At 53.1% G+C, this 12,178-nt stretch carries 11 protein-coding genes; 7 read left to right on the top strand and 4 right to left on the bottom strand.

Going from position 1 to position 12,178, the window contains the following annotated elements; translation table 11 throughout:
- Positions 1-86 precede the first annotated feature (86 nt).
- The 3 genes from MVK60_RS07100 to cca all read left to right on the top strand — a co-directional run bounded on the left by MVK60_RS07100 (position 87) and on the right by cca (position 3,241).
- Positions 87-857, top strand: a complete 771-nt coding sequence (locus MVK60_RS07100; protein WP_297437892.1) for a hypothetical protein — start codon at positions 87-89, stop codon at positions 855-857.
- 453 nt (positions 858-1,310) lie between these two features.
- Entirely contained in the window at positions 1,311-1,865 is a 555-nt protein-coding gene (gene thpR / locus MVK60_RS07095; RefSeq protein WP_297437889.1) for an RNA 2',3'-cyclic phosphodiesterase, read from the top strand.
- 8 nt (positions 1,866-1,873) lie between these two features.
- Positions 1,874-3,241, top strand: a complete 1,368-nt coding sequence (gene cca / locus MVK60_RS07090) for a CCA tRNA nucleotidyltransferase (protein WP_297437894.1) — start codon at positions 1,874-1,876, stop codon at positions 3,239-3,241.
- 4 nt (positions 3,242-3,245) lie between these two features.
- Here cca and MVK60_RS07085 read toward each other — a convergent pair whose 3' ends face one another.
- Positions 3,246-5,039, bottom strand: coding sequence for a glycoside hydrolase (locus MVK60_RS07085; protein WP_297437888.1), 1,794 nt, complete (start codon positions 5,037-5,039; stop codon positions 3,246-3,248).
- A 117-nt stretch (positions 5,040-5,156) separates the two neighbouring features.
- On the opposite strand from MVK60_RS07085, the gene MVK60_RS07080 reads away from it, so the two are divergent.
- Both MVK60_RS07080 and MVK60_RS07075 read left to right on the top strand, forming a co-directional pair.
- Positions 5,157-5,465: a hypothetical protein gene (locus MVK60_RS07080; RefSeq protein WP_297437886.1), complete on the top strand. Its 309-nt coding sequence runs from the start codon at positions 5,157-5,159 to the stop codon at positions 5,463-5,465.
- Between the two features lie 30 nt (positions 5,466-5,495).
- Positions 5,496-6,353 carry a DMT family transporter gene (locus MVK60_RS07075; RefSeq protein ID WP_297437884.1) on the top strand — a complete coding sequence of 286 codons (858 nt, stop codon included), beginning with the start codon at positions 5,496-5,498 and terminating at the stop codon, positions 6,351-6,353.
- A gap of 22 nt (positions 6,354-6,375) precedes the next feature.
- Here the strand turns inward: MVK60_RS07075 and MVK60_RS07070 are convergent, their stop codons facing one another.
- Complete coding sequence (locus MVK60_RS07070) at positions 6,376-7,566, bottom strand: TIGR00529 family membrane protein (RefSeq protein WP_297437882.1); 1,191 nt, start codon at positions 7,564-7,566, stop codon at positions 6,376-6,378.
- A 117-nt stretch (positions 7,567-7,683) separates the two neighbouring features.
- On the opposite strand from MVK60_RS07070, the gene MVK60_RS07065 reads away from it, so the two are divergent.
- Together MVK60_RS07065 and ileS are read left to right on the top strand one after the other, a co-directional pair.
- The gene (locus tag MVK60_RS07065; protein WP_297437896.1) at positions 7,684-7,893 is read left to right on the top strand and encodes a hypothetical protein; all 210 of its coding nucleotides are present in this window, start codon (positions 7,684-7,686) and stop codon (positions 7,891-7,893) included.
- Between the two features lie 204 nt (positions 7,894-8,097).
- Positions 8,098-11,301, top strand: a complete 3,204-nt coding sequence (ileS, locus tag MVK60_RS07060) for an isoleucine--tRNA ligase (protein WP_297437880.1) — start codon at positions 8,098-8,100, stop codon at positions 11,299-11,301.
- Positions 11,302-11,315: 14 nt separating this feature from the next.
- Here the strand turns inward: ileS and MVK60_RS07055 are convergent, their stop codons facing one another.
- Together MVK60_RS07055 and MVK60_RS07050 are read right to left on the bottom strand one after the other, a co-directional pair.
- Positions 11,316-11,543, bottom strand: a complete 228-nt coding sequence (locus MVK60_RS07055) for a hypothetical protein (protein WP_297437878.1) — start codon at positions 11,541-11,543, stop codon at positions 11,316-11,318.
- Positions 11,544-11,724: 181 nt separating this feature from the next.
- Positions 11,725-12,027 carry a hypothetical protein gene (locus MVK60_RS07050; RefSeq protein WP_297437877.1) on the bottom strand — a complete coding sequence of 101 codons (303 nt, stop codon included), beginning with the start codon at positions 12,025-12,027 and terminating at the stop codon, positions 11,725-11,727.
- Positions 12,028-12,178 lie beyond the last annotated feature (151 nt).

Raw genomic sequence — 12,178 nt, 5'->3', positions numbered from 1 at the left:
GAAGAAATCTTACTTAGAGTAAACGGAAAATTTATAAGGGAAAGTTGCACAGTATTGAGTGCAGACAACCCATGGAGGTGGACCACTTGCGGTGGAAGCCCCTGTTGGCAGTCCTGCTGGGACTGCTGATGGTCGGAGTGACCGCAGGAAGTGCAAGCGCAACCGCTGTGGTTTCAAAAAACCAGTACACACCAATTCAGCTCCGAGTATCCCCTCTATCTAAAACAGACAAATCAAAGATACTGTCCATAGTCTCAGATGAACTCCCGGCCTTGGGAATACCAAGAACTGAGATTTCTATTGAAAATATTCAGGGCTATAAGGCCAGTTCATACTATGCATTCACCATACATACTCCCAAGGGATCAATAGTGGGCATCTACGATGGGAAATCCATAAGCCTCTCTCAGGTTATAAAGACCACTGAAAACAATGTTGTGGTTAAAACCGTAACGGATGGCAGATCCCAGACTTACAGTTACAATAAGAGTGAGATACAAGAATTGTCCCAGCCCTTCAAAAGAACAACCTATTACCGGCCCGTCTCCACAGCTCCGTTCAAAGGAGGCATGATACATCCAGACGCATCATTTGAGCACCACTGGTGGGGATGGAAAGTTGTATTCACTGAACAGGAAACACAAGATATCGTTAGTATATTGGAGAAGGGGTCAGCCACAGCTGGTGCGATAGCAGCATATTTAATTTATACTGGGGTTCCTGCAGGCATTGCCCTTATAGCGGCAGCAGCATTGATGGCCAGCGCGACAGTTATTTATACGATAGATGCATTAGGTGGTCATAAGGGTATCTACGTGGAGTACGTGCTGGGACAGACAATAATATGGCATAACTAAGGTGATGCCCTTGAACGCAAACACGATGGATGTACTCGTTGGAGTTTTCTTTTTCATTTATTCCCTTGCTTTCGGAATATTGGGATTACGGACAAAAGACCATACTAAGCAGATGTGGGCTGCTATCGCCTTGTTTTTTGGGGCGATTCTTTTTGGTTTATGGCTCAGTTACCGCCATTATTAATTTTTCCTTGACTCCAAAACGAAAGTTAAGCCAGAGGTGGGAAAATGAACTACAGGACAATTTTGGATTTCCTAATCTTTCTTTTATTTTAATTGTATTTGTCCTAAAGCACACAAAGTCAAAACGTTTGGAAGGGCTACCACTGGATACCATGTGGGAAATCGGAGTAATAACGTTCATCCTGATGTGGCTCTTAGGAGGGTGAAGAGTTCATTTTCAAGAATTCGAAATCCCTTTAACCCCCTCCCCCAACTTTCCTCGGTGGTGGTATGAGGGCGTTCATAGCAATTGAGGTTAGCGACGAAGTCCGCGACAACCTCATAAAGGCCCAGGAGAGGGTAGGTAACAAGTCTGCCAAGATAAAGTTCGTCGAGTCCGAAAACCTCCATGTCACGCTTAAGTTCCTCGGCGAAATTGACGAAGCTTTAGCGGAGGAGGTCAAGAAGGCCCTCGCGGAGATAGCGAGGAGGCACAAAAAGCACCGCGTTCGCGTTAAAGGTATAGGAGTCTTCCCGAACCCGAACTACGTTCGCGTAATCTGGGCCGGAATAGAGAACGACAAGGAGATAACGGCTATAGCGAATGACGTCGAGCGCGAGATGAGGAGGCTCGGCTTCAAGAAGGACAAGGACTTTGTTGCCCACATAACCATCGGCAGGGTGAAGTTTGTCAGAGATAAGGTCAAGCTGGCGATGGCACTGAAGGATTTGGCGAACGAGGACTTCGGGGAGTTCGATGTCGAGGCTGTAGACCTGAAGAAGAGCACACTTACGCCGAAGGGGCCCATCTACGAGACCGTTGCGAGGTTTGAACTCGCGGAGTGAGGTGTAAAATGGACGTCGAGGTCGTGCTTCAGAGCGTTCTCCAGCAAATACATCCGACGGACGAGGAAAGGGTCTTTTTGGAGGGTCTGATGGATGAACTAGAGAGCATAGCGGAGAATACCATCGAAAGCATGGGGCTCGACGTTAAGCCCCACTTCGTCGGCTCGCTCGCCAAAGATACCTACTTGGCGGGAGACCACGACGTTGACCTGTTTCTGGCTTTTCCCCTCGATGTCCCACTGGAGAAGCTCCGCGAGGAAGGTCTAAATCTTGGGAAGGCCATAGCGGAGAAGCTCGACTCACATGAAATCGCCTACGCCGAGCACCCCTACGTGAGGGCGCGTTACAGAGGTGTGAAGGTTGACCTAGTCCCCTGCTACGACGTGAAAAGCTGGAGTGACGTTAGAACGGCCGTTGACCGCTCGGTACTCCACAACCGCTGGATCCTTGAGAACCTCCAGGGCAGGAACGACGAAGTGCGGCTCCTCAAGCGCTTTTTGAAGGGGATAAACGCCTACGGGAGCGAGATATACATCCGGGGCTTTTCAGGATACCTCGCCGAGATTCTCGTCATCAGGTACGGCTCATTCATCAAAACCCTCGAGAATGCGGACTTCATGCTGAAACAGAAGATAATAGACCCCGGAAACTGGCTCAAGCGGGAGCATGAGATGGCCATGAAAACCGTCAGGCGTGAGGCTGAGGCTGACAGGCCCCTGATAGTAATCGACCCCGTCGACCCAAGGAGGAACGTCGCGGCGAACCTGAGCTGGGAAAAATACGGGGTTTTCTACTTCAAGGCACATAAATTCCTTGAGAATCCGTCTGAGGAGTTCTTCTTCCCGGGACGCCAGAAAAGAGGAAACTACCTCTCCGAACTCAGGAGAAAAGGAACCCACCTCGTGACGCTGGTCTTCAAAAAGCCAGAGATGGTAGACGACCTCCTCCTCCCCCAGCTTGAGAGGAGCGCGAGGGGACTTGAGAAAGCCCTATCCAGGGAGGGCTTTAGGGTCCTAGCGTGGAACACGGGCTACTCCAGAGGGACGGCGTTCATCATGCTCGAAACGGACAGTGTGGTCAGGGCAAGGGTAAAAGTGGAGCCCGGCCCCGAGTTCTTCACGGAGAGGGGGCAAAATTTCTACAGAAAAAACAAACGGGTGTGGATTGTCGGAAAGAGGCTGTACGCGGAAAAAAACGTCGAGCAGAGCATAACCGAGGTCATCGAAGCGTTGCTCAGGAAGAATCAGGTTTCCACAGGAAGGGGGATACGGGAGAGCGTGAGGGGCGCAAGTCTCCTGGTGGACTACGTACCGAAGAAAATGGAGGAAGAAGCCTACCTGCTCCTGAGCAGGAAAAAATGGGGACTGAAAGGCTGAGAGCTCACTCCCTGTGCTCGCACCATTCAACGTTCTCCCAGCTCCCGTGAGCCTCGCCGGGAACGTGACCAGTATCGGCCACCGCCCCCTCAAAGTCGTAGAGTATACCCAGGGCCGTCTTGACCTCATCCGGAAGGGCCTCCTTGCCAGTGTACAGGGCCGCCCGCGTAACGACGTTGTAGGGACTGTTCGGAACCTCACTCCTCAGGGAATCAAACCACGCCCTCTCAGTCGTCTCCCAGCCCTCGACCCCCTGAAGCCTGTAGAGATCGTAGTCGTAGTAGAGCTGGGGAAAGGCCAGGAGTTTCATGTACTCGAAGAGGAAGAAGTTGGCCCTCTCACCGAGTCCCTCCCTCATGTAGACCTCCATCAGTTCAATAAGAGCTTTGCTTATCGCCGCAACGTTCCCAAAGGTCACGCGCGTATCGATGTTCTCCCAGAAGCGCGGACAGGAGTGGTTGGCGAGGAGCATGATGTAGTACACCCTCCCCAGCTTCATCGCAAGGGTCGGGTCAACGTCCCCCAAAGGCTCCACAACGTAGTCAACACCGGTTTCCATGTCGAAGTACTCGTAGTGCTCCCTGAAGAAGACCCTGGCGTAGCGGACCAGAAAGTCCATAACGTCCCCCTTCCCGGTTTCTGGAGAATAACGCTTTATCATGTCGATAACACCGAACCTAACGGCCCTGTTGAGCTCACGGAAGAGCTTCGTGAAGGCATACTTCCAGAGCTGAGAAACCTTCTTACCCCCATGGGAACGGCCGATGACCCTCCCATCCTCTCTGCGCATGCCGAGCCATCTCATGTCCCCTGTTCTGCCGTCGAGACTCAGGTCGTAGTAGTCGCTCCAGCTCGAGTAGTCCTTAACGTTTATCCGGAAGTGATCGCTGCACTCCCCCTCCAGGCAATCGTACTCCCCACCCTTTTTCTTTCTAACGAAGTCAGGCACGCTGACGCCCTCAACGCCCCTCCCCTCCAGGCCCCCCATCCAGCCAAGGAACCTGTCAAGCTGCGCTGGATTGGACAGAAGGGCTTCCAAGTCGCTGGCCAAATAGACCAAATAGGGTATCCCTGCGTTCTCCTTGAAGACGTCCACCCTGCCCTCAACGACGGCCCTAACGAGACCATCCACGTCCAGAGTGTTGAAGGCAAAGGCATCGCTGAGCTGGTGGTCCCTGCCGAAGACGTAGGCCAGCCCCCCATCGCACTTGTAGGTGTTGCAGGAGAACTTCGCCTGAGGGAGGTTAAGCCCCACGAACTGCCTTTCATCGAGGAGAAAGACGACCTCGGCACCACTTGATCTCGCCACGATGCCGGCGGTTTCCCTCGTTATGACTGCCTCAGGAAGCCAGTACCCCACCACCCCGGATCCTCCCAGGAAAGGCTGATAAAAATCAAAAGAAACCCTTGCAAGAACCTCCTGGTCAAACTTACCCAGGTGGGGCATGATGGGATGAAATGGGGGAGTAGGAACGGTTTCCACATGGCCACCGAGCAGCTCCACAATCTCGCCGTATATCCTCGGTTTGTAGCGGAGGATCATGTAGAGGGTAAAAGGCTCAAAGTCAACACTTATACTCTTCTCCTTCAAGCGCCCCAAGACCTCGTTCGTGTGCTCATACGCCTTAATCACAGCCCGGGTCCAGTTCCGACCCTTAACGTCCGTATCCCTTATCCTGAGGGAGACCGGGCTGAGCCTCTCTGAGTACTTTATCGGGTCCCACCCAGACCCATCGTGGATGCGGATTATATCGCCGGGTTGATACGCATGGAAGTGATAGGCCCTCTTCATCTGCATGCAACTCACCGTAAGTGATAAACGCGAACCGCTTATTGACCTTTCCCCCGTGCATTCATACCCATATATGCCCGATAAGTTAATAAGTATGTACATTGAAACCAGAACGGTGGGAGAATGGAGCACGAATTCAGGCATATTTTGGGTGAAGACCTGGCCAACTACCTCGAACTCATGAGGGCGAAGCTGGCCTTTGCAGAGGAACTGTACGGGGTAAAAATGAATTACGTTCCCCTCCTCACGGAAGGAGAGATAATAGTACTTGATAAGAACGACGGAAAAATCAAATGGTTGAAGAACAAAAGACCACTCACCCCCGAGGAGTTTAAACCGCTTGCGGGGAAGATAAGGGAAAACCTGGAAACCGGTTTCGTCGAGATACTCCTCGCGATGAACATGGAGTGCATCAACGGACCCGGGGAATAAGCTTTTATTTTCCCGGGACTCTCATGCACCATGCGGCGGGAAGAATTAATACTCGTTGGCATCACGGCGATATGGGGGAGCACGTTCGCCGTCATGAAGGTAGGGCTTGAGAGCCTGCCCCCGTTTCTGTTCCTAGCTTACAGATTCGGGCTTGCATCCATCCTGATGTTCGCCATATTCCGGGGAAGACTCGTAAAAAGGGAAAGTCTAAAGCCCGGACTCATCCTGGGTATCACGCTCTTCTTCGGCCACGGCTTCCAGATAGTCGGCCTGGAGTACACCAGCCCGTCCAATTCAGCCTTTATAACCTCTCTATACGTGGTCTTCACACCCTTTGTGGCGTATTTCCTCCTCCATGAGAGGGTCAGGGCGAGGGACACCCTCTCCCTCGGGATCGCGCTCACCGGTCTGTACCTCATATCCGGGGCAACCATTCACCTCAACCACGGGGATGCCCTGACGGTCGTCTCGGCCCTGAGCTTCGCCTTTCAGATAGTTCTAGTCGAGTCGTTCAGGGGACACGACTACCTGAGCTTAACCTTCTGGCAGATATTCTGGAACTTCGTGCTTTCCACCGCGGTCTCTGTCCTCATGGAGAAACCCGTTATCCCGACGGCCCCCGCGGCGTGGGGTGGGATAATATACCTGGTGGTGTTCGCAACTGCGCTGACGTTCACACTACAGCTACGCTACCAGCGCTTTGTTCCAGCGTACAGGGCCGCCCTGATATACTCCTCCGAACCAATATTCGCATCCGTAGTCTCGTTAATAGCCCTCAGAGAGGTCCTGTCCCTAAAGGGATACATCGGGGCCGCCCTGATAATGGCGGGAATATGGAACGAGATACGAAAAGGCTCCCCCGCGGCGGAACCCGCCAAACCCCTGTGACCTAGACCAGAACCGAAACAGGTCAGAGCACCAAGAATATATAAGCAAGACCCAGCAGGAAGAGAACGAGCGCGGGGACGAGCATGACCCTGTAAACCTTCCCCAGCTCCGCCCTATAGTACTCGGCGGAGAAAACGAGGCACAGATGAACCGGGCTGAAGAGCATTCCCATGTAACCGCTCAGGTAGGCCAGCGCCACCCACTTGAAGTCGGTGAAAAAAGGCAGCAGGAGCGGGAACGTCATACCAACGTACGCAAAGCTTATCCCGGTTATAAGGCCAACGACGAAGGGCGTGAGGACTATGACGAACACCACCGGAAAGTTCAGTCCAAGAATCGTCCTGGGAAGGGCCCCGATGGCACCCGTGACGGAGAGGAGCTCTTTGAAGTACATGACGGAAAGGAGAAGAAAAACTATCTTCGGCTGAAGGGCGTGTTTCAGCACCTCCACCTTCTTAACGTTCCTAAAGTGCGGTAACAGAGCCGAAAGAAAACCCAGAAATGCACTGTAGACCATATCGTACCCCAGTACTATCGAGATCACTACTATGACCAGAATGGGGTACGTGCTCCTGAGGAAGAGAATGGCCCCCCGCCTGAGATCCCCCCTATCATTCCTTGGAGCATCTATGGGCCTCAAGAGGAGGAAGTACCCAACGACTATCATTATAAGGGTCAGCGGGAACATTCTGCTGCTTATCTCCCGGACGGATATCCCAAGGATGGCGGAAGCTATGATTATCGCCTGATACATAGGCCACGAATGCTCCCACACGTGCCTGAACCAGTAGTTTATCAGGGTTCTATCCTCGGGGGAGATCCCAAACTCGTTCGCCACCCCATCGATCATCGGAGCCGAAACCAGGGCACCCGCAGGCATCGGCATGAGGCCTATCAGCGCAGGAAGCGCCGCAAGGGAGTACTTCTCATTGGGAAAAAGGTCCCCGACGGCGGCCTCCATCATCTTTAGGTATCCCGTCTGGGAGAAGACGCTTGTGAGGGCCATTATGGCCGCGATTATGAGTATGAGTCTTACTGTGGTCCAGGAAGTCGTTGAGACATAAAATGCCTTCAGAAGCCCCCACGGTGTCAATCCAAAGAGAACGCCCAGAAACACCGACCCGGCAAAAATGGAAACCCCTATGTTGACCTTTAGGCGGAGGAGCACCACAACGAGGGCGAACGAGAGGAGCAGGTAGGTGAGGGGACCCATACAATTTCACCATCATGATAAGGTTTAGACGGATATCGAATGTGAGGTTTATAAGGTTACCCCCATATTTAATAACAGAAGGTTAATAAAATCTAAAGATCAAAACGTACGGGGGTGGTGACGATGGTGCACGTGTACATCAAGGAGAGAACCAAGGAGTTCTCGAAGGAGAACAAGGAGAAGCGCTGCAGGTACCTCGGAAAGGAGGTCATAAACGTCGGGGATCCCGGACTGGACAACATTCCGGAGTTCTACGGCATAGCCAACGCCATCTGGCAGGATTGGGAGAGGCAGGAGAACCACAAGACGACACCCTCAAACTGCTAACTCACACTATGTGAAACATGCCCTAAAAAAAGAGAGCAGGGGGCAAGGTCCCACCCAAAACCTTATAAGGAAATTCCCCAACTCTGCCCGATGCCCATGAGGGGGGAGTGTTTTATCCTTCGCTTCGCCCGTTTCGAGGCTTGAATTCTGTTCTGAGTTAGTTAGTCGTGACCATCAACCCAAAAACCACAGGGAGGTTTTAACATGATAAAAGAGCCAGAGCTTAGGGAGTACTCCCCAGAAAAACTTGAGGAGAAGGTCGAACGCTTTTGGGAAGAGGGGGGCACCTACGGAAAGGTGAAATCTCTGCGCCAGAACGGCCCGAAGTACTACTTCCTCGACGGGCCCCCGTACGTCAGCGGTGCAATACACCTCGGTACAGCCTGGAACAAGATAATCAAGGACACCGTGATAAGGTTCAGGACGATGCAGGGTTACAACGTGAGAAGGCAACCTGGCTTCGACATGCACGGCCTCCCGATAGAGGTCAAGGTCGAGCAGGCCCTCGGCCTCAAGACCAAGAAGGACATCGAGACGGAGATAGGCGTCGACAACTTCATCAAGAAGTGCAAGGAGTTCGCCCTCAACAACCTCAAGGTAATGACCGGACAGTTCAGGCAGCTCGGTGTCTGGATGGACTGGGACAACCCCTACATGACGATAAAGAACGAGTACATAGAATCAGGCTGGTTCACGCTCAAGAGGGCCCATGAGAAAGGACTTCTGGAGAAGGACAAGCGCGTCCTCCACTGGTGCCCGAGGTGTGAGACCGCTTTAGCGGAGCACGAAGTCCGCGGCGAGTACAAGATAAGGGAGGACCCGAGCATATACGTCAAGTTCCCGGTTGAGGGGAAGGAGAACGAGTACCTCCTCATCTGGACGACCACGCCCTGGACGCTCCCGGCAAACTTAGCGGTTACCGTTCACCCGGAGTATGACTACGCCAAGGTCAGGGTTGAAACCGAGAACGGAGAGGAGTACTGGATAATAGCGAAGGCCCTCGTCGAGCACGTTCTTGCCGAGATCGGTGTTAAGGGCGAGATAGTCGAGGAGTTCAAGGGAGAGGAGCTCGAAGGAGTGCGCTACGTCCACGTCCTCATGGACGAGTATCCGGCGCAGAGGGAGTTCCACGAGAGGTACGAGTGGGCACACCGCGTTATACTCGGTGAACACGTGACGCTCGAGGACGGTACCGGTCTGGTACACACCGCCCCTGGCCACGGTGAGGAGGACTACGAGGTCGGAAGGGAGTACGGGCTCCCTGTTTACAGCCCGGTCGACGACGAGGGACGCTACACGGAGGGCTACTGGAAGGGAACCTATGTCAAGGACGCCGATCCGGAGATAATAGAGCACCTTCGCGAGAAGGGCTACCTCGTGAAGGCCGGAACGATAGAGCACAAGTACCCGCACTGCTGGCGCTGTAAGACCCCGCTCATATTCCGCGCCACCGACCAGTGGTTCCTCAAGGTCAGCAAGGTCAAGGACAAGATAATCAAGGAGAACGACGAGAAGGTCACCTGGTATCCTGACTGGGTCAAGGTGCGCTACGACAACGGCGTCATGAACTCAGGCGACTGGGTCATAAGCAGGCAGAGGTACTGGGGCATACCGCTCCCCATATGGCAGAGCGAGGACGGCGAGATACACGTCGTTGGCTCCTTCAAGGAGTTAGTCGAACTCGCCGTTGCGATAGAGGTGAACGGCGAGAGGATAGAGCTTCCCGAGAGCTATGAGGAGAAGCTCAAGGTCATAGAGGAGAAGATCGGCCCTGAAGATTTGCACAGGCCCTACGTCGATGTATTCATCATAAAGGTCAACGGCAAGGAGATGCGCCGCGTCAAGGACGTCGTTGACGTCTGGTTTGACAGCGGAATAGCGAGCTGGGCTTCGCTGGACTACCCGAGAACGGAGGAGAACTTCAGGAAGCTCTGGCCGGCCGACTTCATAGTCGAGGGCGAGGATCAGGTCACCAAGTGGTTCTACTCCCAGCAGGCCGCCAGCGTTATAGCCTTTGACACAGTCCCCTACAGGCACGTGGCGATGCACGGCTACGTCCTCGACGAGAAGGGCGACAAGATGAGCAAGAGCCTCGGCAACATCATAAGGCCGGAGGAGGTCGTCCAGAAGGAGGGAAGGGACCCCTTTAGGTTCTACATGCTCTGGGCGACGAACCCCTGGGAGAACCTGCGCTTCAGCTGGAAGGGACTGGCACAGGTAAAGAGGATGCTCAACATACTCTGGAACGTCTACGTCCTCAGCGCGACCTACATGAGCCTCGACAGCTTCGACCCTACCAAGCTCAAGTCGGAGGAGCTTCCCTTCAGGGAAGAAGATAAGTGGATACTCAGCAGGGCCAACGGGCTCATCGGAGAAGTCACCGAGGGAATTGAGACCTTCAGGCTCACAAGGGCCACCAGGGCGATATACCACTTCGTCGTCGAGGATCTGAGCAGGTGGTACGTGCGCCTGATAAGGAAGCGCATGTGGGTCGAGGGCGACGACCCTGACAAGCTCGCCGCCTACTACACCGTCTGGAAGGTATTCAACGTCCTGCTGAGGCTTATGGCACCGTTTACCCCGTACATAGCGGAGGAGATATACGGGAACATGCTGAGGCCGTTCCTTGGCGTTGAGAGCGTCCATATGCTCGACTGGCCCAAGGCCGATGAGGGGGCAAGGGACGAGGAGCTTGAGAGGGAGATGGAGTACGTCAGGAGGATAGTCGAGGCCGGCTCTTCAGCGAGGCAGAGGGCCAAGATAAAGCTCCGCTACCCGGTCAGGAGGATAATCGTCGAGACGGAGGACGAGACCGTTGCAAAAGCCGTCGAGAGGCTCAACAGAATACTCCGCGACCAGCTCAACGCCAAGGAAGTTGTGGTTGGAAGGGTCGAGCGCGAGCTCGTCATAAAGCCCAACTTCGCGAAAGTTGGTCCAGAGTTCAAGGGCGATGCCAAGCTCGTGATAGCGTGGATAAACGAGCACGGAATGGAGCTCTATGAGGCCGGTGAGATGGACGTCGAGCTCGAAGGAAAGACCTTCCACCTCACAAGGGAGCACTTGACAATCGAGGAGAAACTGCCTGACTTCTTTGTCAGCGAAGAGTTCGAGGGCGGAAGGGTGTTCATCGACAAGACACTCACGAGGGAGCTTTTATCGGAGGGCCTCGCGAGGGAGTTCGTGAGAAGGATACAGGAGATGAGGAAGAGGCTTGATCTGGACGTCAACGACAGAATCGTCGTAACCATAGAGACGAGCGAAGAGAACCGCGAGTTACTCAAAGAGAACCTAGACCACGTGAAGAAGGAGACGAGAGCGGTTGAGGTTCGCTTTGAGGAGGCCAAGGGCTACGTCGTCGAGTGGCCGGAGGTCCAGGCGAAGATAGGGATTGAGAGGGTCAAAAGCTGACCGCTCTCTATTCATTATTTTTTATCCAAGAGCTTAGGGAGCAGGACAAAGACCAGAACACCCCAGATGAGGAGTAAGACGTTCTTGGTGCTGTTATCCAGCGAAAGCCGGGACAAGACAAAGCTTCCCAGCAGGAAGGAGGTGAGTGTTAACAGCCCATAGGGATGCCTTCTGTTGTTACTACTGAGAAACTCCTCGGCTTCTTCCACACTTTTAAACCTCTTAACGACGATATACTTCACGATAAATCACCCCTGTCTAATTTTGGAGAGGAAATCAGGTATGTTCTGATTCTTATCGAGACTTCGAGGATTGCGAGCAGTCCTATGCCAACGGTTAAAGGAAACAACCTGCTAGTATAAAAGCCATAAGCCATCGAAAGGGCAATAAAAAGGAAGATACAGAGTTTTGCTATGTTTCGCATCATGGAATACCACCAAAGAGGTTGAATAAAACTGTAGCCACAAGCAGAAACACTCCAGCCAAGAGTCGGTTTCTCGCTTCCTTCCTGCTCTTTTCAATGAGTTTTTGGCGGAGGGATTCTTCCAGTCTACGTTTGTATTCCCTAACTTCGTCGGGAAGTTCGTTTTTGGGAACCACTTCCAAGCCACTTTTCCGGATTACAAACGAGAAAGTCTTTGGGGTCTTAAAGTATAAAATAAGTCCCGACGTTATCAGCCATAGGGAAATTCCAAATAAGATGCCTGACACATATTCCTCTAGCATCAACGTCCCCCCTTACCAGATGTTTTGCCCACCGTTAGTAGCCAGACGATACCGAGAAGAAGTGCCCACGTGAGAACAAAATTGGAATTCAGGTTTCCGTTGTAGGCTGCGCTGAGCAGTCCAAGAATTAGGACTACGGTCAGAACCAGAG

Origin of the sequence: Thermococcus sp. (assembly GCF_026988555.1) — an archaeon.
GTDB lineage: Archaea > Methanobacteriota_B > Thermococci > Thermococcales > Thermococcaceae > Thermococcus.
The sequence above is the reverse complement of the archived record's forward strand: the minus strand, read 5'-3'. Positions and strand labels throughout refer to the sequence as shown.